The following is a 21,516-nucleotide window of genomic DNA, read 5'->3' on the forward strand; positions in this document are numbered from 1 at the left end:
TTTTGACTAATCAGATATTCTGCGTTAGATCTGTAGATATTCTACTGTCACAACCGGGGCCCCTGCATGCGCAACATCCCTCCCCTGAATTCCTTGAAGGCTTTTGAGGCCGCGGGGCGGCATCTTAATTTCCGATTGGCCGCTGAAGAATTGTCAGTGACCCAGGGCGCGGTGGCGCAACAGGTGCGGTCCCTTGAAAATCTATTGAATATCAAGTTGTTCGAGCGTCATGCGCGCGGATTGTCATTGACCGACGAAGGCCGCCGATACCTTCCGCCATTGCGCAGGGCCTTTGACATGATCGCGGAGGCCACTGAAAATCTTGCGCCTCGGGATGCTGTGGTGACGATCAGTTCGACACCGTCTTTTGCAACACGGTGGCTGGTGCCTCGGCTTGGGGAATTTGCATCCCGGCATCCCGATATTCGCCTGCGGCTGGATGCGTCTTTTGCATTGGCAAATTTCCAGAACGACGGAATCGATATTGCTGTGCGGCAAGGCAAACCGCCCTTTGGTCCGGGTCTTCTGGCCGATCCGTTGTTCGATTCCGAAGTGATTGCGGTGTGCCATCCCGATCTGACGGTTGGGCCGACCGCCATTCGCGCGCCTGTGGATTTGCTGCATCATGTCCTGCTGGAGGATGCGCATGGCCATTGGCCGGTTTTCCTGCAAGCCGCGCTTGGCGATGTGCCGGTAGGCGGTGTCAAATCAATGAATTTCAATCAGACCTCGCTTGCCATTGATGCCGCGATTGCCCGTCAGGGGGTGGCGTTGACCAACCGGGCGCTTGTCGAAGCGGACCTGCGGGAAAAGCGTCTGTGCCAGCCGTTTTCATTTTCCCTCACAACCGACGAGGGGTATTTCGTCGTTGCGCCAAGGGAGCCGCGCCACCCGGTGCTTGTGTCCATCGTGCGGGATTGGCTGATCGCCCAAAGCTGATCCGACCAAAGCCGCGTGATCAGTGCATTTTCCGAATGCGATCTGCGACACTGTCGAGGGCCGCTTCGAGAGCCTGCACGCCCTGCGCGTCCTGAAACACCTGAAACATCTGCGCGTTGAGACCGCCGGGGGTCGTGTGATCGAGGCGAAGTTGTTCGAAACTCTTGTTGGTCGAACCGGTTGCGGTGTCGGCCAGCCCCTGAAACACCCCCGCCAGATAGGCGCGGGCATCTTCGTGGCTGGCACCCTGGGCCTGCATCCACCGGGCGGCGGTTTCGGACACACCGAAGTAAAGTCCCATCAGCGCGCTGGTGGCGGCATAGGCATCGAAGGCTTCGATTGTCTCGGCGACAACGGCCTCGCCCAGGCTGGCAAACAGCGCTTTCACCAAGGGGGGTGCCGGGAAGATCGCGGTGACGCCGGACAGATTCTCTACGGATGGCAATGGGATGGCGCGACAGATTCGGGCTTTGGGATGGGTCCATTCGCGGATGCGATCACTTGGGATCGTGGCGATCAGGCTGACAATCTGGCGGTCGGGGCCAAAGACAAGCGGCGCCAGAACCTGTTCGGCGTGCTGGGGGCGGACGGCAAGAAAGACGATGTCGGCCTCGTCGACAATAGTCTGGTTGTCGTCGCAAATGCGCACCAGCGGCGACAACCGGGCCAGCCCGGCCGAGATGTCCTGGTTCCGGCGGGAGACAAGGATGTTGGATGCGGGGTGGGCCGCGCGCAAAAGCCCGCGCACAATTGCGTCTGTTATGACGCCTGTTCCGATAAATCCCAGTTTCACGTCGTCATCCCCCCCATGTGTCCGACAGGATAAATCCGCTTGGGAACGGATCGCCCGGGTCCAGCCCGATCTGCGAGATCCCATAAATCCAGCATTGGCCGGTGATCCGCACGCGGCTGCCCTTGTAGGGGCCGATCTGGGCCTCTCCCAGCAGTTCCGCGCTGAATTCCCCGTTGATGATCGACCGCGTTATGATCCTGTCGCCCGGTGCAATATCTCCGGTCGCGTGTAACACGGCCATGGTGGAATTGGTACCCGTCCCGCAGGGCGAGCGGTCGGTGCGGGCCGGTTTCAGCGTCGTACAGGTGCGCAGGCCGCCATCCGCGTCGCATGATCGGAACATGACATAGGCCAGCCCATGCAACTGGGCGATTTCCGGGTGTACGATATTGGTCTGTGCGGCGATCAGATCGCGCAGGGCAACACCTTTTTCGGCCAGCTCACGTGCGTTTTCCGGCGCGATACGCGATCCGATCTGATCCACATCCACCAGGGCATAGAACACGCCGCCATAACACAGATCATACACCACGCGGCCCCAATCCGGCGTTTCGATCTCTGCGCCGGAAATCGCAACAAAGGCCGGCGGCATGTCGAGGCTGACGCCCGTGACCTTGCCATCGCGGCAGGCGGCCGTGGCCCGGACCAGACCGGCGGCGGTGTCCAGGGTCACCACGGTTTCCGGTTCGACCATCTCCATCATGCCGGTTTCCAGAATGGCGGTCACGGCGCACATCGAATTTGACCCGGACATGGCGTGGGCCCGATCAGTCTGAAGCACGATCATCCCGAAATCGGCCTCTGGGTGACAGGCGGGGGGGATCAGCACAAAGCTGTGATTTGCCGCGGCGCGAGGTTCGGAGCAGAGCCAGCGGCGCAGGCTGTCATCAACTTCGTTGATATGGGCCAGCTTGGCCGCCATCGTGTCACCGGGGATGTCCAGAACCCCGCCGGTGATGACCCGCCCGATTTCTCCGGCGCAATGGACATCAACAGTCTGAAGCGTACGTTTCCAGCGCATGTGGATTATTCCTTGATATACCAGCCCCAGGGTTCGGAGCGGTCATAGGTCGTGATTTGTTTGGTTTCGAGGTAATTGTTGAACCCCCATTCCCCCAGTTCGCGCCCGATGCCGGATTGTTTGTAGCCGCCCCAGGGGGCCTCGACAAAGGTCGGCTGGGAACAGTTGATCCAGACAATCCCGGCCCGCAGGGCGCGGGCAACCCGGTCGGCGCGCTCCAGATCATTGGACAGAACCGCCGCCGCAAGGCCGAAACGCGACCCGTTTGCCTGGGTGATCGCCTCGTCTTCGGTGGCAAACTGGCGGATGCAGACGACAGGGCCAAAGATTTCTTCGTTCCAGATCCAGGCATCAAGCGGCACATCGGTGAAAATCGTGGGCTCGACATAACAGCCGTGTTCCAACCCATCCGGCACGCCGCCGCCGGTCGCCAGCGTGGCTTCGGTCATGCCCTTTTCAATGGCGGCCAGCACCTTTTCATGCTGGGATTGGCTGACCAATGGCCCGAGAAGAACGCCATTTTCCAACCCGTGCCCGATCTTGATCTTGCGGGCCTCTGCCACCAATCGTTCCATCAACGCGGGATAGATATCCTGATGGACAAGCACCCGGCTGGTGGCTGAACAGACCTCTCCCTGGTTCCAGAAAATCCCGAACAGGATCCATTCGATGGCTTCGGTGATGTCTGCATCTTCAAACACCACCATCGGGGATTTTCCGCCAAGCTCGAGCGAGATGGTTTTGATGTCGCGCGCGGCGGTGGCCATGATGCGCGATCCGGTCGGAACCGACCCGGTAAAGGCAAGCTTGTCGACGCCGGGATGTTCGCTCAGCGGTTGTCCCGCATCCGGGCCAAAACCGGTGATGATATTCAAGACACCGGCCGGCAGCCCGGCATTCTGTGCGATCCCGCCCAGTTCCAGCGCGGTGAGGGGGGTCAGTTCCGATGGTTTCAACACCATGGTGCAGCCCGCCGCCAAGGCCGGGGCAACCTTCCATGCGGCCATGAGCATCGGGAAATTCCACGGGATGATCGCCCCGGCCACGCCCACCGGCTCTTGCACCGCTTTGGATGTGAACTGATCCATCGACAGGGTGATGTCCTGGTCGGGGGTGTTGTCGTGGCGCTCTGCCAGTTCCGCGTAGAAGAGGAAACACGCGGCGGTGTCTTCGATATCCCAGATCGCTTCGGGCAGGGGTTTGCCGTTGTCGCGCACCTCCATGCGGGCCAGTTCCTCGGTTCGGGCGGTGATTTCATTCCCCATTTTGCGCAGAATCCGGGCACGGTCTGCGCCGCGCATCCGGGGCCATGGCCCGTGGTCGAATGCCGCGCGCGCGGCTTTGACCGCCACATCCACATCGACGGCGCTGCCGGCTGCGACCTGATGAAACACGGACCGGTCAGAGGGGTCGACCACATCGAACATGTGACCGGATGCGGGCGCAACCCATGCGCCATTGATGAATAGTTGGTTGTGCATGGTGTGACTTCCTTCAGAAACGGTCAATTCGGTATGGGGACATGTCGATGGCGGGGCGAGTGCCGGTGATCAGATCACCCATCAGCAGCGCAGATGTCGCCGCCTGCGTCAGGCCGAGGTGACCGTGGCCCGTGGCGTAGAACACGCCCGGTGTCCTGGCCGAGGCAGACATGACCGGGATCGTGTCGGGCACGGCCGGTCGGTGCCCCATCCATTCGGTGAAATCCTGCACTTTCAGGTTTGGCAGGGCTTCGCATGCGCGGCGGACCGTGATCCGGGATCGGCGATAGTCGGGGGCGGCGTCCAGCCCGGCCATTTCCACCGTGCCCCCCACGCGGATGCCCCCCGCGGTCGGGCTGACCATGAAGGCCCGGGCCGGCCAGATGATGGAATGCGCCATCTCGATCCCCGGCGCCATGATCTGGGTATGGTAGCCGCGTTCGGTTTCAAGCGGCATCGGTTCGCCCAGCATTCGAGAGAGCCGCGCTGTGAAGGCCCCCGCGCAAAGGATGACTTCGTCTGCGCGCAGAACCTCGGCCCCCAGACGGACGCCGGTGATCCGGGTGCTGCGGTCAAATCCGGTGACACGCGCCCGGCGCAGGATCCCGCCCATGGTCTCGAACCGCGTGACCAGCCGTTTCACCAATCTGCCGGGGTCGGCCACGGTGCGGTTGTCGGGCAACAGAACCGCCTTGGTGATCTGGTCGGTGATTTCCGGTTCCAGCCTGCGAAGGGCGGGCGCATCCAGCACGTCGTAGTCGAAATCGAACCGGTCCAGCATGTCGATGCGTTCCCGGTCGGCCTGAAATTCGGCCTCGTTGGCATAAAGGGACAGGCATCCGGTTTGCGACAGCTGATCCGCGATGCCGAGGTCCGCCATCAATGTCTGGGTATCAACCAGCGCGCGTTGGCACAGGGCCGCGCCGGCGGTTTCCAATCGGCGGACCGCCGAAGGGCGGCTGGCGGCAAGAAAGCGGATGAACCACGGGATCAGGCGCGGCATGTAGCGCGGGCTGACCCGGATCGGGCCTTCCGGGTCGATCATCCAGCCGGGGATCTGCCGCCATGTGGAGGGCCGCGCCACGGGCATGAATTCCGACACCGCAATCGACGCCATGTTGCCGTATGACGCGCCGGAACCGGGGGCATTGCGGTCGACCAAGGTGACGTTTCGGCCCCGCTTTTGCAGGTCATGCGCGATGGCGGCGCCGATCACACCGGCACCGACGACAATTGTGGATGTTGTTTTTGCTGTGCTCATGGCATGCACCTTGGTCGTTGGGTTCGGGGCGGCCGGGACCACCCCGAATACAGGGATCACATGGCCTGGATCGGTGCCAGCGCGTCTTTCAGTTCGGCTTTTTCGGTCTCGGTCAGGGGGCCAAGCGGTGCGCGACATTCGCCCACCGGCAGACCCTGCAACGCGCAGCCATATTTGATTTTCTGCGCGAACTTGCCGCTTTCAAGGATGTTCATCGCGCGGTAGAGTTTGACCATGATGTCCTTGGCCTTGGCCAGTTCACCCGCCTTGTAGGCCCGGTCCAGATCACAGCAGGCCTGGGCCAGAAAGTTGGACGGACCACAGATCCAGCTGTCCGCCCCCCAGAACATGAAGTCGAGCGCGATATCGTCCGAACCGGAGACCAGCTGGATCTTGCCCTCGTAGCGGGTGGCGATGTCGATGGCGCGCTGCAACACGCCAGAGCTTTCCTTGATGCCGATGACACGCGGATTGTCGGCGAAATGATCCATCAATTCGAAACTGATATCGCCGCCGTCCTTGGCCGGGTAGCTGTAGAGCACCAGATTGACATCGACCTCGGCCAGCACGCATTCATAATGCGTGATCAGCTCGTCCTGGGTCGGACGGGTATAGAAGGGCGGCGCCAGCAGAACGTTGTCATAGCCGATTTCCTTGGCCAAGGCGGTCTGTTCGATCACTTCGCGGGTGGCGGGCGCGTTGGTGCCGGCGATCAGGATCTCGTCATCATTGGCGAAATCCTTCACGAATTGCAGGACCTGACGGCGTTCTTCGGTCGACATGCTGAAGTATTCGCCGGTTGATCCGTTCGGCACCCAGCCGGTTACACCCGCCTGGCGGAAATGGGTCAGCAGTTTTTCGAACGCCGCGAAATCGATCTTGTTGTCGGCATCGAACGGCGTGACCAGCGCGGGCATCACGCCCGAGAGTTTTACATTGTAGCTCATGGTTTCATTCCTTCTTTGGGCGGGGCTCAGTGCCCGACGATTTGGCTGAGAAAGGTTTTTGTGCGCGCGTGTTGCGGATTGTCGAAGAACTGGTCCGGCGGGGCCTGTTCAATGATTTCGCCATCGGCCATGAAGATCACCCGGTCGGCGACCCTGCGGGCAAAGCCCATTTCGTGGGTGACGCAGACCATCGTCATCCCCTCTTCGGCGAGCCCGACCATCACATCCAGAACTTCCGAGATCATCTCGGGGTCGAGCGCCGATGTCGGTTCATCGAACAGCATGATGCGCGGCGCCATGCACAGGGCCCGCGCGATGGCCACCCGTTGCTGTTGGCCGCCGGACAGCTGGCCGGGATATTTATGCGCCTGTTCCGGTATCTTGACCCGTTCAAGGTACTGCATGGCGATTTTTCTGGCCTCGGCCTGTCCGATCCTGCGCGCCAGCATCGGGGCCAGGGTGCAATTGTCCAACACCGTCATATGCGGGAAAAGGTTGAAGTTCTGGAACACCATCCCGGCCTCGCGCCGGATTTCATCAATGTGATCGACATTGTCGTCCAGAGCGGTGCCCATGACCTCGATCAGGCCGGACTGGTGTTCCTCCAGCCGGTTGATGCAGCGGATCATCGTGGATTTCCCGGACCCCGAGGGGCCGCAAACCACGATCTTTTCGCCGGGCTGTACCTCAAGGTTGATGTTTTTCAGCGCGTGAAAACGGCCGTAGAATTTGTTCATGCCTTGCATGCGAATGGCAGGTGCGGTCATTGGAAACACTCCTTTAGCGTCGGCCGGTATCGAGACGGCGTTCCAGATAGGCGCCGTAGCGCGACAGCGAGAAGACGAAGACAAAGAAGATCAGCCCGACGAACACGTACATTTCGATCACGGCGAAGTTCCATTCCGCCGTGCCCGACGCGGCGCGCCCCGAGGCCATGACGTCAAAGAACCCGATGATCGTGACAAGCGAGGTTTCCTTGAACGTGATCACGAATTGGTTGATCGTCGGCGGCAGCGCATTGCGGAAGGCCTGTGGCAGGATGACATGGCCGATCCGGTGCCAATAGGTCAGGCCAAGTGCCTTGGCGGCCTCGTCCTGACCGGCCGGCAGGGCCTGCATGCCGCCGCGAATGATCTCGGCCTGATAGCAGGCAAAGAACAGCGCATAACCGACGATCACACGATAGAGCTTGTCCCCGATGGCCCAGTCGGGAAGCACGAAGGGCATGACAATGGCAAAGGTGAACATGATCGACAGCAGCGGCAGCGAGCGGATGGTGTCGATGATCAAGGCCATCGTTTTGGCGATCCACGGCAGATCGGATTGCCGCAGCAAGGCAAAGACGATGGCCAAAGGCATGCCCAGAATGCTGACCGCAGCAAAGATGAACACGGTCAGCGACAGGCCGCCCCAGTTCTGTTCTGTTACTTCGGCCAGCCCGAACCAGCCACCGCGCATCAGGACATAGAAGATGCCAAAGCCCGTCAGCCACAGGATGGGCAGTCGGCGCGTCGACCAGAACCACGGGACGCAGGACAGCACCGCCACAACCAGCATGACGAGGCAGGCCAGACCCGAGCGCCATTGTTCTTCGAAAGGGTAGAGGCCGAACAGGACGATCCGCCAGCGGGTGGACACCACGGACCAGCAGGCCCCGCCATGCAGGTTTTCGCGGCAGACATCGCCACGGTTGGCGCCAAAGGTGGCATCGAACAACGCCCAGCCCAACAGGGACCAGAGCACCCACAAGGTCAGAGCCGCGAAGACCAGCGAGACAACCGCGTCGACGCGGGTGGCGAAATATTTCGCCCGAATCCGCTGCCACAGGGTGGGCGCGTGAATGTGAACGGTATGGGGTACAGTTTCTGCAGTCATGGTCATGCCTCAGATCCTCAGTTGGGTGCCCTTGAGCTTGATCGCGTCATTGACGCGGTTCAGCACCCAGGCGATCGCGTAGTTGATGATCAAAAAGCCCCCCATCAGGATGCCGATCAGCTCCAGCGTCTGGCCGCTCTGGTTGATGGCGGTCGACACAACCATGAAGAAGTCGGTGAAGCTGATGGCGATCCCGATGGTCGTCGCCTTGAACAGCCAGACGAACTGGTTGATCAGGGTCGGCATCACGATGCGAAGCGCCAGCGGCAGGCGCAGGCGGCTGAAAATCTGCCAGCCGGTCAGCCCAAGGGCATGGCCTGCCTCGCTCTGGCCTTTTGGAATGGCGTTGAATCCGGCGCGGGTGATTTCGGCGATATAGCCGGCGCCGTAGATGGATATGGCAATGACACAGGCCATCAATTCGGGCGAGATGCGGATACCCTGTTGGTAGTTCAGGCCCTTTTGCACCGGAATGCTGATCAGCGATGTCTCTGGAATACGGCCCAGCCACAGGGCGGCCACGGCGGCGACACCCGCCACGGCGGTCAACATGCGACGTTCGCGCACGGCCTGTGATCCGTCGATCTGTGACCAGCGTTTTGAGCGCAGGAAAAGCGCCGCGCCGCAGGTGCAGAGGACAATCAATGCCGACACACACACAGAGCCGCCGGTCACGTTCAGCCCCGGAACGTAGATGCCGCGCCCGGTAAAGACCACGCCGCCAAACAATTGCGCGGCTTCGCGCGGCGACGGCAGCGTCAGCAGCAAGGTGTACCAGAACAGCAGTTGCAGGATCAGCGGGATGTTGCGGAAAATTTCGACAAATGTGGTGCCGATCAGCTCTGCCATGCCATTGCCCGAGGTCCGCATCACCCCCACAGTGATGCCCAGAACGGTCGCAACAGGCAGGGCAATCGCGCCCAGAAACAGCGAATTCAACACGCCGACCAGGATCGCCTTCCAATAGGGCGATGAGGTGCTGTAGTCGATCAGCGAAAAGCTGATGCGCCAGCCGGTGGATTGGTGCAGAAAATCAAACCCCGAGGTCAGACCCTGAGCTTCGAGGTTGGTGCGGGCCGTGGTGACGAACACCACAATCATCAACAGGATCGAGCCGACAAAGGCCAGTTGATACCCGTTGTTGCGGACGCGTTTGTTTTTGAGGATCGCGGACATGAAGCGGCTCTCCTGACGGAAACTGCGTGAAGGAAAACGCGGGTGACAGACGCGCTTTGTCTGCCACCCACACCGGGGGGAAGATCAGTCGATGATCATCGGGAAGAAGACCCCACCGTCCGAATAAAGGGCATTCACGCCACGCGGCAGGTTGTAGGGAGAGTTCCTGCCGATGTTGCGATCATAGATTTCGGCGAAATTGCCGACCTCCTTGATCATGTTGTAGGCCCAGTCATCCGACACGCCCAAACGCGCGCCATACCCCGGCGTCACGCCGAGAAATTTCTCGATTGTTGCGGTCGGCGGGTTGGCGCGGATCTGATCGACGTTTTCAGAGGTGATGCCGTTTGCCTCGGCGAACCAAAGCGACGACAGCATCCAGTTCTGGACGTCCAGCCAGTCGGGGTCGCCTTCGGGCACGATGATGCCTTCGCCCTCCAGATCAATCACGTCGGGCAGGATGACATGGTTTTCGGCCCCATTGGGCGCATCCACACGGCCAGCAGCCAGGCTGGGGGCCCATTCGACCTGACCGTCGCAGCGGCCTTCGTAATAGGCGTTGCGCAACTCGTCCCCGTTTTCAAAGGTCAGAAGCTCGACCTCGATGCCCTTGGCCTCAAGATAGGCCGCGGCGGAACGTTCGGTCGAGGTGCCTGCGGCCACACAAAGCGTGCCGCCGCTCAGGTCGGCCATGGTTTCAGCGCCCAGCGAGGCATGCGCCATGGTCTGGAAGGCGCCGATGAAATAGGGGCGGCTGAAGGCGAGGTTTAGTTCGGTATCGCGGCTTTGGGTCCAGCCCGAAACCTTGATCACGACGTCGATGTCACCCGATTGCAGGGCCGGCCAACGCTGGGCCCAGCTGATCGGCACGATCTCCAGATGGCCTTTGGATGTGCCAAAAAGACCAGCCGCCAGAGCGCGGCACAGGTCGATATCGACCCCTTTCCAGGTGCCTTTGTCGTCCACTTCGGCAAACCCAAGAAAGCTGCCGTTGTGGCCACTGCACAAAAGCGAACCACGCTCCAGCACCACGTTCAGACGGCTTTCGGCCTGCGCGGTCTGGGCGGCCGCCATCAGTGCGGCCCCTGCGATCAGCATTTTCATCGTTTTGGTCATTCTGTTTCCTCCCTGTGTCGTCACCGTGTCGACTTATTTCTTGTCGACACGGTGACGACATGTCAATACATTTTGTAGAAGGCGGCAAAAGACGCTACGAAGATACCGACGAATAAAGCCGAGAGATCCGCGCCAAATGCCTGCAACCAAACCAAATCCCGGGACAGCGACCCCGAAGCAGGCCAAGGGGGGCGGCGCGAAATTCGTTTATGAAACGCTCAAGCGTGAAATTCTGACGCTGGAACTGGCGCCCGGGGCCGTGCTGGAAGAAACCGTTTTGGCGCAGAGATTCGCCATGTCCCGCTCGCCGATCCGCGAGGCGCTGGTCAGGTTGACAGCAGATGGTCTTGCGGAAACGCTGTCCAACCGCTCGACCCTGGTGGCGCCCATCAATCTTGCCGAATTTCCACGTTACGTTGAAGCGCTGGATGCCCTGCAACGGATCAACACCCGCCTTGCCGCAAAGCACCGCACCGGCGCAGATATCAAGATGATGCAGGAAACGGCCCGGGCGTTCGACGCCGCGTGTGACGCCAATGATCATCTGCGGATGTCAGAGACCAACAAGGCCTTCCACATGGCCGTCGCGGCGGGGGGCAAGAACCCGTATTTCGCCAAAAGTTATGGGCAATTGCTGGACGAGGGGCGACGCATTCTGCACATGCATTTTGACTATTTGCAGTCCTCGACCACGGACCAGCTGCTTCAGTCCGAACATTTTGACATGATCAAGGCGATCGAAGCACAGGATGTGGCGCTGGCAGATCGGCTGGCGCACGAACATACCCGCCAGTTCCACGACCGGTTCACGAATTTCATGAAGGCGCAGTATCTCGAAGATTTCGATTTTTCGACGTTTGAGACGTAGCCTGCGCCGGTCAGGTCAGGTTGGCCCGTTGTCGTCTGGGCTTTGGCCGGACAGCCATCTTGAAAATGCGTTCATCGCCCGGCTTGCGGGGCGATCCGACGGCCATGCAAGAAAATAGCGCCCCGCCGATACGGTAATGCCAAAGGGCTGTGCCAGCCTGCCCTGTGTGATGTAGTGATCGAACATCGAGACAGGAAGAAGCGCCGCGCCGGCACCAGAGGCCGCCAGTTCCGCAAGGGCGATTGAACTGTCCAGCACCGGCCCGGACACCGGCGGACAGGACAGGCCGGCGGCGGCAAACCATCCGGGCCATTCGGCACTGCGATAACTGCGCAACAGCGTCATTTGACCAAGATCCGCCGGATGCAGAAGGCGGGTTGCCAGCTCTGGTGCGCAGATTGGCGAGAGCGGCGCATCCATCAGGCTGATGGTTTCATGACCCGACCAGCCGCCAGCGCCAAATCGGATGGCCATGTCCAACCCTTCGCGCAGGATCTCGACCCGGTTGTTGTTGGTCGAGATCCGCAGATCAATTTCGGGGTGGGCCCGGCGGAAGGCGGCCAGCCGTGGCATCAGCCAGCCCAGTGCAAAGGTCGTGTTCACCCCGACCTTGAGCACCTCGATGTCGCGCCGCCCGCCGAGGCTGTCGAGCACCCGCGCCATCGCGTCAAAACCATGCTCAAGCACAGGAAAAAGCAGACGGCCCTCATCTGTCGGCACCAACCCCTGTGGGGTCCGCACGAACAATGTGAACCCCAGCAGATCCTCCAGACGTGCGATTTGATGGCTGACAGCGGCCTGGGTGACCCGCAGTTCGATTGCGGCCTTGGTAAAACTGCCCTGCCGTGTGGCAACCTCGAACACGCGCAGGGCGTTCAGCGGCAGGTCGGGGCGGTCCATGGCAATACCTCAGCTAATGGCATGCTATAAGATTTGTCATTTGATGCGCCCAATCAAGGCGAAATATAAGCGGGCCATGACATCACCTGATGAAGATCCCGTCAGCGTAATGTGTCGCACAACAAAGGAACATCTGATGCAGATCCGTCTCACTACCTTGTCGCGCGCAACGGCAGGGATCGCCCTTGGCTTGTCCATGGCCACCACCAGCCTTGCGCAATCCGCCGTCGCGGCGCTGGAACATACCGTCGACCAGATCGAAGCCAGATTTGATGGCCGGGTCGGTATTTCACTGATCGACACAGGTTCGGATTTCAGATGGTCGCACAGGCAGGACGAGCGGTTTCTGATGAACAGCACGATCAAGGCGCCCCTTTGCGGGGCTGTGCTGGCGCGGGTCGATGCCGGAACCCTGTCGCTGTCCAAAAAGCTGGAGATCAGGCAGGGCGATATCATGTCCTATGCGCCCGTGACCAAACAGCGTATCGGTGGGCGGATGACGATTGCAGAGCTTTGTCTGGCGACAATCGACAAGAGCGACAACACCGCTGCAAATCTGCTGATCGAGGAATTGGGCGGGCCGAAAGCGATAACGCAATTCTTTCGCAGCGTCGGCGATATGGAAAGCAGGCTTGACCGGCGCGAGCCGGAGTTGAACCGCTTTGCCATCGGCGATCCGCGTGACACCACGACGCCGGCGGCCTTTGCTCAGACATTGCAGACCCTGCTGATGGGTGACGCGCTGTCGGCGAAGTCGCGCAAGACGCTGGCAGATTGGATGAGCCACGGCGGCGTGACCGCGCAATTGCTGCGGGCCGAGGCGCCGGCGGATTGGCAGATCCTCGACAAGTCGGGCAGCGGCAGCCACACCCGCAATCTGGTTGCTGTCGTGACGCCACGGGGCCGCGCGCCCTGGATTGTCACCCTGTTTCTTTCGGACATGGACGCGACATTTGCGACACGCAACGCCGCATTGCAGGACGTCGGGCGTGCCGTCATCGGCGTTATCGGCGAGTGATGTGATACTGGCCGGGGCGCGCCCAAGCGCCCCGGTCGCAAAACCGACCTGTCGCCAAAGCATCGTTCACCCCTGATCCCCCGCGACCCTGAGGGCCGGTTTTTGCAGGCTTGAGGCCGGCCCCCAGCGGTCGGATTTTTGTCGTTTTCCGACGGCTTTGCGCCGCGAATATCGGCCCCCCCAATCAATTGCATTCCTGTCCCGACAGTTCGACGGAAATGCCGCCCGATGTCGTCAATCTGAGCGTGTCCGCCCAAGACGGCGAGGGATATCAAGGGGGCAACAAGGAATTCGTTGGAGGACAGGCTCGTGAACGGCGCAGATATTTTGGTCAAGATGCTTATCGGCTATGGTGTGGATACGGTTTTCGGCGTGCCCGGGGATACCAATGTTCCGTTCTATGAATCGCTTCAGATGCATGAAGAGGACATCACCCATGTGATGGCACGGGATGAACGGTCGGCGGGGTATATGGCGGATGCCTATGGGCGGTTCACTGATCGTCCGGGCGTGGTTGAATGCCCGTCGGGGGCGGGCGCGATGTATTCCTTGCCGCCGATTGCCGAATCCAATGCATCGAGCGTTCCGGTCATCTTGTTGACGATTGATATCCCGCTGCCGGGGGAAGGGCGCGGCGTGTTGACGGAATTGGATTGCGCGAAACTGTTTGAGCCTGTCACCAAACTGTCGGTTCAGGTCAAATCCGCCGAAAAGCTGCCCGAGATCATTCGCCGCGCTTTCCGTGTTGCCTGTTCCGGGAGGCCGGGTGCGGTGCATTTGCAGATCCCCGAGGACATGCTTCTCGCGGAGGTTGATCTTGAAAAGGTATCTCTGCACATCGAAGAAGACTGCAAAACCTTTCCCGCGTTCCCGACACGACCGGCCCCCGGTTTGGTCGAAGGGTTGATCGAGGCCCTGGAGCGGGCGGAAAAGCCATTGATCGTGTCCGGCGGCGGGGTCATCCGCGCCTGTGCCGGTGATGATATCCTTGCCGTTGCCGAGCGGATGAACATCCCGGTCTGCACCACGATGACGGGGCAGGGGACCATGCCGGACGATCATGAATTGTCGATTGGCGTGATCGGCGACAACGGGTTCCACCCACATGCGAACCGGTCAATGGAAGAAAGCGACTTTGTGTTGTTCGTTGGGTCGCGCATGGGGTCGGTGGTGACGATTGGCTGGACATTCCCCAAGATCACGCTGAGCAAACGGGTCGCGCAGATTGATATCAACCCCGATATCATGGCGAACAACTATGAAAATGTGATGTCGATTGCAGGCGATGCCAAGCTGGTGCTGCGCGATCTTCTGGATGCGGTGCCCGATGGGTTCGATGGCGCAAAACACGCGCCATGGATTGCGCATCTCAACACGTTGCGCGGCAATTTCTGGGACAATGCGCAAGCGCTCTTGAACAATGAAAGCACGCCGTTGCGGCCGGAACGCGCCGTGCGGTGTTTCAACGAGGCGCTTGAGGCCTCTGGCCAGGCTGCGTTGATCTATTCGGATGCCGGCACGCCGACGCCGCATATGACCCGGTTCCTGAAAATCAATGACCCGGCCACTCGGTTTGCAATTCCGCGGGCGTTTGGCGGATTGGGCTCGGCGCTTCCGGCCACGGTCGGGGCATGGCGCGCGGAGCCGACGAAGCGACCGATCGGCATGTTTGGCGACGGGTCTTTCGGGATGACCGTGGGCGAGTTGGAGACGCTGGTGCGGTTGCAAATTCCGGCCATCCTCATCCTGTTCAATAACGGTCATTTCGGGTGGATCAAGGGGCTTCACCGGTTGAAAGGGCACAACCAGTGTTTTGGCGTCGATTTCACGCCGCCCCGCGGACAGGCCATCGCCGAGGCGTTTGACATGAAGGCCTGGACGGCCAAATCGGCGGGCGATCTCGATCTTGCCTTGGCAGAGGCGTTCAAATGGCGCAAAGGGCCGTGCTTTATTGATGTGCACGTTGAATCCATCGCGGATCGTGTTCCGCCTGTCTACTCTTGGCTGAGCAAAAAGGGCGAAGACCCGCTGAACCTTGAGGCCAAAGACGTTGCGTTTCTTTAATCCCGGATGCCTGTTTTAGGAGCGGAGCGATGACCGAGCAAAAGGTGACAGTCCTCGGGGCGGGCATGGTCGGGGTTTGCACGGCGCTGGAATTGCAGCGCCGTGGGGTCAGGGTCACGCTGGTGGACCGCAAGGCACCGGGGCAGGAAACGTCCTTTGGCAATGCCGGGGTTTTGGCGCGATCCTCATTGATCCCGATCAACAATCCCGGCCTGTGGTCGAACCTGCCGAAATTGATTGGCAACAAAAGCACCGCGTTGCGGTATGACCCGATGTTTGTCGCGCGCAACCTGGCTTGGGCCTTGCAATTTTTGACCAATGCCCGCGCTTCGAAATGTGAAGACACGGCAAAGGCCCTGAATGATCTGATCACATTGTCCATCGGATCGCATCTGAAACTGATGCAGGAATTCGGGCTTCAGGATCATTTGTCGGATCAGGGTTGGATGTTCCTGTATCGCAATGAAAAAGGGTTTGATGGGGCGGGGGCGAACCGCGCTTTGATGGCGCGTCACGGCGTTCCGTTTGAGGCGCTGAGCCCCGCAGCGCTGGCAGATCTGGAGCCGGATCTGAAGCCGATCTATGCCAAGGCGGTTTGGATCAAGGGCAGTTATTCGGTCAATAATCCGGGCGCGATTGTTGCGGCCTATGCCCGTGCATTTACAGCCGCCGGGGGCCGGTTGGTTCTGGGCGAGGCCACGACCATGGCGGAATCCGATGACGGGGTTGTTCTGACTTTGGCCGACGGGGCGACACTTGCGTCAGATCAGCTGGCGGTGTGTTGTGGCCCATGGGCGAAAACATTTTTGTCCAACATGGGGTATCGCGTGCGCATGGCATTCGAACGCGGCTATCACCGTCATTTCACCGGGCGCACCGCAGGGGTCAATGCCCTGGGTTTGAACCGCCCGATCTGCGATGCTTCGGCGGGGTTTGTGCTGGCCCCGATGCAGGCCGGGCTTCGGCTGACGTCCGGTGTGGAACTGGCGGACAATCACGCCCCCCAGAACACCGATCAAATCAGTCAGGCAGAGCGCGCGGCGCGGGCGGCGATTGATCTTGGAGAGCGCGTTGATGACCAGACCTGGCTTGGCAGTCGGCCAACATTTCCCGACAGCCGCCCGGCCATCGGCATGGCACCGGGGTCGCGGCGCGTGGCATTGGGCATCGGGCATCAACATATCGGCTTTATGTCGGGGTCGGGCACGGGGCTGATGCTGGCGGATATTCTGATGGGCCGGCCCAGTTGCATCGACGCGACGCCGTTTCGCCCCGAACGCTATATTCGGCGGGCGTAAACGCCATCAATCCGGGTCGACCTGCGGGGCCTCCTTGCGGGCCACGGATTGAATCCAGTCGCGAAAATCCAGCACAGGTTTCGAAACACCAAGCTTGAGCGGATACACCACAAAATAGCTTAGGCCACTGGCCACGGGGCTGCCCATGGGCATGTGCAGGTCCCCGGATGCAATGTGATCCTGCACCATCAGCGTCGGGACAACGGCAAGCCCGACACCGGCGCGCGCCGCTTCGATGACCATGCTGGTCTGCGCGAAACGCGGGCCTGAAATCGTGTCCGCGCGGCGCAATCCCTTGGCGTCGATCCAGCGCAGCCAGCTGTCGGGGCGGTGGGCGTTCTGGATTAGCGGATAAGAGGCATAGCTGTCGGGGCTGACGGTGCTGCCGGTCGGGACCAGACTGGGGGCGGCGACGACGGCCACGGCCTCGCTCATCAGGTGATAGGCATGGGCATCATCCCATGCACCGCGCCCGCGCAGGACCGCAACATCAATGTCCTGCGATTCGAGGTCGCGGTCGTCGCTGATCGGGACAATGGTAAAGTTGATATCCGGGAACCGATTGATGAATGCCTGAATTTTAGGCGTGAGCCAGCGGCTCGCCAGGCTGTCCTGCACGCCGATCTTTAATGAATCGCGTGTGCTGCTGCCGCGCACAATGTCGATCGAGGCTTCTTCTAGATCGTCCAGAATTCGCGTGACATCCGCAACATAATTCCGCCCCGCATCCGTCAGAACCAGCCGCGGTCCGATACGTTCAAACACCTTGATTCCAAGGTGTTTTTCCAGCTGGCTTACCTGTCGGCTGACACCGCTTTGCGTCATCCCGAGGTTTTCGGCGGCGCGGGTGAAACTGCGATAGGTTGCTGCCGCTTCAAAGGCGGACAGCGCGGAAAGGGAGGGGATAAAACGTCTCATCATGAATATTGGTCATGATAAACATATTATTCAACACTTTTCGCATGAAGAGATCCGAGTAACGGTAGAGACATCAATAGTTTCGCAAAAATCAGGGGACCAGCATGCAACATCTCAATCGGGATTCCATTGACCGCAATCTGATCGCGATCTTGCAAGAGGATGCGCGGCTTTCAACATCCGAGATTTCGCGCAGGCTTGGCGTTGCGCGTTCCACAATCACCGAACGGATTGCACGGCTTGAACTTGAAGGTGTTATTCTTGGGTATACGGCGGTGGTCTGCCGCACCGAAGACGGGCAGGAAACCCAGGCTTTTGTGTCGTTGGAATGTGATCGGGTGAAACGCCGCCAGATCATTCAAACACTGCGCCAATATCCCGAAATCAAACAATGCGTTTCCATCAGCGGGCAATACGACATGATGTGCACCGCACATGCGCCCTGTGCCGAGGACATTGATGCCCTGATCGAGGAGCTGGCCGAAATCCCGGGTATCCGCAACATCAGCACAACCATCGTTCTTGCCAACAAATTCTCGTGCAACACGGTGACCGACGTCGCGCCGGTGCGGACATTGTCGCTGGCGTGTTAGGCGCGATTGACCACCTGTTTGCGAAGCCAGCCGGTGAATGCGTTTGCGATTGGTGATGTCTGGCCCAGCGGTGTCGCCACAAAATAGCTTTGGCTGGTGTCGCTGTTGACCGAGGCCAGTTTGACCAGACGCCCATCCGATAGTTCGGATTCGATAAGATAGGTCGGCAAAATCGCCGCGCCCATGCCGGCAAGTGTTGCTTCGATCATCAGGCTGAATTGATCAAAGCGACATCCCTGACGGGTGGTTTCGGAGGGGGGCAATGTGGCGTCGAACTGCGGCCAGAGATGGGCGCGCGACGACAGGTGAAGCAGCGGCAGTTGCAGAATTTCGGCGGGCGTGGTGGCGGGGTTTTTCGACAGCAGGGCCGGGGCCGCGACCGCAACCAGATTTTCAGGGCAAAGCGGCGTCAATTGGGTGCCCGGCCAATCCCAACCGCCGAAATGCACGGCAATATCAATCTTTTCCGCGACCAGATCGAAGGGTTCCGAGCGGCTGTAGATCGCAAGTTGTAAATCGGAATGCAGGGCCTGAAACTTTGGCAATCGCGGCACCATCCAGCGCGCGGCAAAGGTCGGGGGGGCGGCAATTGCCAGAACCTTGGGGCCAGAGCCCGCAGCAATCGCGTGGTGCATGGTGCGGCGTAAACGGTCCAGGTCGTCCGACAGCTCTGATGAAAGCGCATCACCCGCAAGGGTGAGGCGAACCCCGCGCCCCTCGCGGCGAAACAAAGGTGTTCCCACATGATCCTCAAGCTCTTTGACCTGTCGGCTGACCGCGCTCTGGGTCAGGCCCAACACCTCGGCGGCGGCAGTATAGCTTTGGTATTTCGCGGCGGCCTCAAAGCAGCGCAACACTGCGAGAGACGGCAATCTGTCTTGTGAGGTCATCGCACCAATCATTCGTTTTATGAATGATAAAATGAACAAAGCATGAGTTTTATGTCAATCTCATATTTGGTTAGCTCACCAAAAATAAGGAGGCACTGAAAATGAAAACCATCGCAATTCTCGGATTGGGAAAGGTCGGCACGCTGGCTGGTGAACTTTTGCACGCTTCAGGTTTCACCGTCACCGGCATCGACAGCCGTGCGGTCCCGGGGTTGCCGTTTGAGTGCCAATCGCTGGACGTTGCCGACCTTGATGCTCTGCGCGCGGCCCTGACGGGGCAGGACGCGGTTTTGTCGTGCTTGCCGTATTTCCTGAACACGGGCGTCGCACAGATCGCGCATGATCTGGGGTTGAACTATTTCGATCTGACCGAAGATGTGCCAACCACCAAAGCCATCCTTGCGCTTTCCAAAACATCCAAGGGTCTGATGGCGCCGCAATGCGGGCTGGCGCCCGGTTTTGTCGGCATCGTCGGCGCGGATCTGATTTCTCAATTCGACAGCTGCCGGTCCTGCCGGATGCGGGTTGGCGCATTGCCGCAGAACCCGACAGGGCAGATGGGCTATTCATTCAACTGGTCGCCCGAGGGCGTGGTGAATGAATACCTTAACGATTGCGAGGTGCTGGAGAATGGCGAAATCAAATGGGTTTCGCCAATGGAGTGGATCGAAAAAGTCATGATCGGCGGGATCGAGCTTGAGGCGTTCACAACATCCGGCGGTCTTGGCACGATGTGCGAAACCTATGCCAACAGCGTGCCGAACATGGATTACAAGACCATGCGTTATCCGGGTCATGTTGATCTGATGAACTTTTTCTTCCACGAATTGCTGATGCGTGACCGCCGCGAAGAGGCGGGCGAGATCCTTGTGAATGCCAAACCCCCGGTCAGCGACGATATCGTTTATATCCATGTCTCTGCCGAGGGCGAGATTGACGGGCGACTTGAACGGCGCGAATTTGTGCGCGGGTTGAAGCCGGTCGACATTGCCGGGAAACACCGCACCGCGATCGCCTGGACCACCGCCTCCTCGGTTGTGGCGGTTATCGAAATGGTCCGTGATGGCGTGTTGCCGCAGGAAGGTTTCCTGAAACAGGAAGACATCCCGCTCGCGGCGTTCCTCAAGACAGCCAATGGTGCGCGCTATGCTTGATCAAAACCCGGCTTTTCGTCGTGCCGCGCGCATCGACGGGATCGAGATTTCCCAGATTGTGCAGATCGCAGAAGCCGCTGCGCAGATGCGGGCCGAGGGGCAGGATGTGGTGTCGCTGTCGACCGGTGCGCCCGATTTCCCCACACCTGACTTTGTCATCGAAGGCGCGCACCGCGCGGCGTTGGCGGGGCAAACGGGTTACACCGCGACGGCGGGCACCAATGAGCTTCGCGATGCCGTGGCCGGCGAATACAAGGCGAAGCGCAATCAGGTGATCATTTCGACCGGTGCCAAACAGGTGTTGGCCAATGCCATGCTTGCGACGCTGGATGCCGGTGACGAAGTCCTGATACCCGCGCCCTATTGGACGTCTTATTCCGATATCGTTTCGATGGCTGGCGGCACGGTGGTGACCATTCCCTGCCCGATGGAGCAAGGATTCAAGCTTTCGCCTGATGCTTTGGCGGGCGCGATCACCCCCAAAACCCGTTGGTTGATGCTGAACTCGCCGTCGAACCCCACGGGGGCGATTTATACGGTTGATGAAATCAGGGCTCTGGCCGCGGTGCTTGAACACCATCCGCATGTCTGGGTCTTGACCGATGAAATCTATGAACATCTGAGCTATGTTCCGTTTACGAGCTTTGCATCGGCGGCACCTGAGCTGGCAGATCGGACGTTGATTGTGTCTGGCGTATCCAAAGCATGGGCGATGACAGGTTGGCGCATTGGTTGGGGCGTCGGCCCGGCGCCGCTTGTCGCCGCGATGGCAGCGGTGCAGGGACAGGTCACGTCGGGAACATGTTCGATTGCACAGGCCGCGGCCCTGGCGGCATTGCGTGGGGACCGCGCCGTGTTGGCCGAACGGCTGGCGCTGTTTGACTGCCGACGTCAATTGATGGTCGGGGGGCTGAATGCAATGGCTGGCATCACATGCCCGGAACCCGACGGCGCATTCTATGTCTTCCCCAATATCGAGGGGTTGATGGCCAAAGGTGGTTTTGCCACCTGCGGCGCGGCCTGTGACTGGATCTTGAAGACCGCAAAAGTTGCCATTGTTCCGGGATCGGCCTTTGGCCTGCCTGGCCATGTCCGTATCTCGTTCGCCTATTCCCTCGACGATTTGAACACGGGGCTGTCGCGCATCGCAGACGCCCTTTCCACGCTCGGCTGACGCCGTAAGAGAAAAATTGGAGACCTGAAA

General features: G+C 60.0%; 20 protein-coding genes. 8 read left to right on the forward strand and 12 right to left on the reverse strand.

Annotated elements, in window-relative coordinates; all coding sequences use genetic code 11:
• Positions 1–66 precede the first annotated feature (66 nt).
• Positions 67–939, forward strand: a complete 873-nt coding sequence (locus Q4577_RS04200) for a LysR substrate-binding domain-containing protein (protein ID WP_303468537.1) — start codon at positions 67–69, stop codon at positions 937–939.
• Positions 940–958: 19 nt separating this feature from the next.
• Here the strand turns inward: Q4577_RS04200 and Q4577_RS04205 are convergent, their stop codons facing one another.
• From Q4577_RS04205 to Q4577_RS04245, 9 genes are all read right to left on the reverse strand, one after another.
• Positions 959–1,732: a pyrroline-5-carboxylate reductase gene (locus Q4577_RS04205; protein WP_303468536.1), complete on the reverse strand. Its 774-nt coding sequence runs from the start codon at positions 1,730–1,732 to the stop codon at positions 959–961.
• 4 nt (positions 1,733–1,736) lie between these two features.
• Complete coding sequence (locus Q4577_RS04210; RefSeq protein WP_303468535.1) at positions 1,737–2,753, reverse strand: proline racemase family protein; 1,017 nt, start codon at positions 2,751–2,753, stop codon at positions 1,737–1,739.
• A gap of 5 nt (positions 2,754–2,758) precedes the next feature.
• Entirely contained in the window at positions 2,759–4,234 is a 1,476-nt protein-coding gene (locus Q4577_RS04215) for an aldehyde dehydrogenase family protein (RefSeq protein WP_303468534.1), read from the reverse strand.
• 13 nt (positions 4,235–4,247) lie between these two features.
• Positions 4,248–5,495 carry an FAD-binding oxidoreductase gene (locus tag Q4577_RS04220; RefSeq protein ID WP_303468533.1) on the reverse strand — a complete coding sequence of 416 codons (1,248 nt, stop codon included), beginning with the start codon at positions 5,493–5,495 and terminating at the stop codon, positions 4,248–4,250.
• Between the two features lie 56 nt (positions 5,496–5,551).
• Positions 5,552–6,442: a 4-hydroxy-tetrahydrodipicolinate synthase gene (dapA, locus tag Q4577_RS04225; protein ID WP_303468532.1), complete on the reverse strand. Its 891-nt coding sequence runs from the start codon at positions 6,440–6,442 to the stop codon at positions 5,552–5,554.
• Between the two features lie 26 nt (positions 6,443–6,468).
• Complete coding sequence (locus tag Q4577_RS04230) at positions 6,469–7,209, reverse strand: amino acid ABC transporter ATP-binding protein (protein WP_303468531.1); 741 nt, start codon at positions 7,207–7,209, stop codon at positions 6,469–6,471.
• Between the two features lie 13 nt (positions 7,210–7,222).
• A complete protein-coding gene (locus Q4577_RS04235; protein WP_303468529.1) occupies positions 7,223–8,323 on the reverse strand; it encodes an amino acid ABC transporter permease in 1,101 nt (366 codons plus the stop codon).
• A gap of 3 nt (positions 8,324–8,326) precedes the next feature.
• Positions 8,327–9,493: an amino acid ABC transporter permease gene (locus tag Q4577_RS04240; protein ID WP_303468527.1), complete on the reverse strand. Its 1,167-nt coding sequence runs from the start codon at positions 9,491–9,493 to the stop codon at positions 8,327–8,329.
• Between the two features lie 84 nt (positions 9,494–9,577).
• Complete coding sequence (locus tag Q4577_RS04245) at positions 9,578–10,609, reverse strand: transporter substrate-binding domain-containing protein (RefSeq protein WP_303468526.1); 1,032 nt, start codon at positions 10,607–10,609, stop codon at positions 9,578–9,580.
• A 136-nt stretch (positions 10,610–10,745) separates the two neighbouring features.
• Between Q4577_RS04245 and Q4577_RS04250 the strand changes: the two genes are divergently transcribed.
• On the forward strand, positions 10,746–11,477 hold the full coding sequence (locus Q4577_RS04250; protein ID WP_303468525.1) for a GntR family transcriptional regulator: 732 nt from the start codon (positions 10,746–10,748) through the stop codon (positions 11,475–11,477).
• 15 nt (positions 11,478–11,492) lie between these two features.
• On the opposite strand, the gene Q4577_RS04255 is transcribed toward Q4577_RS04250, so the two are convergent.
• Positions 11,493–12,377, reverse strand: coding sequence for a LysR family transcriptional regulator (locus tag Q4577_RS04255; protein ID WP_303468524.1), 885 nt, complete (start codon positions 12,375–12,377; stop codon positions 11,493–11,495).
• 136 nt (positions 12,378–12,513) lie between these two features.
• On the opposite strand from Q4577_RS04255, the gene bla reads away from it, so the two are divergent.
• The 3 genes from bla to Q4577_RS04270 all read left to right on the forward strand — a co-directional run bounded on the left by bla (position 12,514) and on the right by Q4577_RS04270 (position 16,757).
• A complete protein-coding gene (gene bla, locus Q4577_RS04260) occupies positions 12,514–13,395 on the forward strand; it encodes a class A beta-lactamase (protein ID WP_303468522.1) in 882 nt (293 codons plus the stop codon).
• 309 nt (positions 13,396–13,704) lie between these two features.
• Positions 13,705–15,459: a thiamine pyrophosphate-binding protein gene (locus Q4577_RS04265; RefSeq protein WP_303468521.1), complete on the forward strand. Its 1,755-nt coding sequence runs from the start codon at positions 13,705–13,707 to the stop codon at positions 15,457–15,459.
• Positions 15,460–15,488: 29 nt separating this feature from the next.
• Positions 15,489–16,757: an FAD-binding oxidoreductase gene (locus Q4577_RS04270; RefSeq protein ID WP_303468519.1), complete on the forward strand. Its 1,269-nt coding sequence runs from the start codon at positions 15,489–15,491 to the stop codon at positions 16,755–16,757.
• Between the two features lie 6 nt (positions 16,758–16,763).
• Here the strand turns inward: Q4577_RS04270 and Q4577_RS04275 are convergent, their stop codons facing one another.
• Positions 16,764–17,678 (reverse strand): LysR substrate-binding domain-containing protein, encoded by a 915-nt coding sequence (locus tag Q4577_RS04275; protein ID WP_303468518.1) that lies wholly within the window; start codon positions 17,676–17,678, stop codon positions 16,764–16,766.
• A 101-nt stretch (positions 17,679–17,779) separates the two neighbouring features.
• On the opposite strand from Q4577_RS04275, the gene Q4577_RS04280 reads away from it, so the two are divergent.
• Positions 17,780–18,268: an Lrp/AsnC family transcriptional regulator gene (locus Q4577_RS04280; RefSeq protein ID WP_303468517.1), complete on the forward strand. Its 489-nt coding sequence runs from the start codon at positions 17,780–17,782 to the stop codon at positions 18,266–18,268.
• Here the strand turns inward: Q4577_RS04280 and Q4577_RS04285 are convergent.
• Complete coding sequence (locus Q4577_RS04285) at positions 18,265–19,158, reverse strand: LysR substrate-binding domain-containing protein (RefSeq protein ID WP_303468516.1); 894 nt, start codon at positions 19,156–19,158, stop codon at positions 18,265–18,267. The genes Q4577_RS04280 and Q4577_RS04285 overlap by 4 nt on opposite strands.
• A 101-nt stretch (positions 19,159–19,259) precedes the next feature.
• Here Q4577_RS04285 and Q4577_RS04290 point away from each other — a divergent pair, with 101 nt between their 5' ends.
• Both Q4577_RS04290 and Q4577_RS04295 read left to right on the forward strand, forming a co-directional pair.
• Entirely contained in the window at positions 19,260–20,312 is a 1,053-nt protein-coding gene (locus Q4577_RS04290; protein WP_303468515.1) for a saccharopine dehydrogenase C-terminal domain-containing protein, read from the forward strand.
• Entirely contained in the window at positions 20,305–21,486 is a 1,182-nt protein-coding gene (locus tag Q4577_RS04295; RefSeq protein WP_303468514.1) for a pyridoxal phosphate-dependent aminotransferase, read from the forward strand. The genes Q4577_RS04290 and Q4577_RS04295 overlap by 8 nt, the downstream gene beginning before the upstream one ends.
• Positions 21,487–21,516 lie beyond the last annotated feature (30 nt).

This window comes from Marinovum sp. 2_MG-2023 (genome assembly GCF_030548265.1).
Taxonomy (GTDB): Bacteria; Pseudomonadota; Alphaproteobacteria; order Rhodobacterales; family Rhodobacteraceae; genus Marinovum.

Coding starts and splice junctions, on each gene's coding strand:
- Q4577_RS04200 (WP_303468537.1), top strand. CDS start 67: ATGCGCAACATCCCTCCCCTGAATTCCTTGAAGGCTTTTGAGGCCGCG.
- Q4577_RS04210 (WP_303468535.1), bottom strand. CDS start 2,753: ATGCGCTGGAAACGTACGCTTCAGACTGTTGATGTCCATTGCGCCGGA.
- Q4577_RS04215 (WP_303468534.1), bottom strand. CDS start 4,234: ATGCACAACCAACTATTCATCAATGGCGCATGGGTTGCGCCCGCATCC.
- Q4577_RS04220 (WP_303468533.1), bottom strand. CDS start 5,495: ATGAGCACAGCAAAAACAACATCCACAATTGTCGTCGGTGCCGGTGTG.
- dapA (WP_303468532.1), bottom strand. CDS start 6,442: ATGAGCTACAATGTAAAACTCTCGGGCGTGATGCCCGCGCTGGTCACG.
- Q4577_RS04230 (WP_303468531.1), bottom strand. CDS start 7,209: ATGACCGCACCTGCCATTCGCATGCAAGGCATGAACAAATTCTACGGC.
- Q4577_RS04235 (WP_303468529.1), bottom strand. CDS start 8,323: ATGACCATGACTGCAGAAACTGTACCCCATACCGTTCACATTCACGCG.
- Q4577_RS04240 (WP_303468527.1), bottom strand. CDS start 9,493: ATGTCCGCGATCCTCAAAAACAAACGCGTCCGCAACAACGGGTATCAA.
- Q4577_RS04245 (WP_303468526.1), bottom strand. CDS start 10,609: ATGACCAAAACGATGAAAATGCTGATCGCAGGGGCCGCACTGATGGCG.
- Q4577_RS04250 (WP_303468525.1), top strand. CDS start 10,746: ATGCCTGCAACCAAACCAAATCCCGGGACAGCGACCCCGAAGCAGGCC.
- Q4577_RS04255 (WP_303468524.1), bottom strand. CDS start 12,377: ATGGACCGCCCCGACCTGCCGCTGAACGCCCTGCGCGTGTTCGAGGTT.
- bla (WP_303468522.1), top strand. CDS start 12,514: ATGCAGATCCGTCTCACTACCTTGTCGCGCGCAACGGCAGGGATCGCC.
- Q4577_RS04270 (WP_303468519.1), top strand. CDS start 15,489: ATGACCGAGCAAAAGGTGACAGTCCTCGGGGCGGGCATGGTCGGGGTT.
- Q4577_RS04275 (WP_303468518.1), bottom strand. CDS start 17,678: ATGATGAGACGTTTTATCCCCTCCCTTTCCGCGCTGTCCGCCTTTGAA.
- Q4577_RS04280 (WP_303468517.1), top strand. CDS start 17,780: ATGCAACATCTCAATCGGGATTCCATTGACCGCAATCTGATCGCGATC.
- Q4577_RS04285 (WP_303468516.1), bottom strand. CDS start 19,158: ATGACCTCACAAGACAGATTGCCGTCTCTCGCAGTGTTGCGCTGCTTT.
- Q4577_RS04290 (WP_303468515.1), top strand. CDS start 19,260: ATGAAAACCATCGCAATTCTCGGATTGGGAAAGGTCGGCACGCTGGCT.
- Q4577_RS04295 (WP_303468514.1), top strand. CDS start 20,305: ATGCTTGATCAAAACCCGGCTTTTCGTCGTGCCGCGCGCATCGACGGG.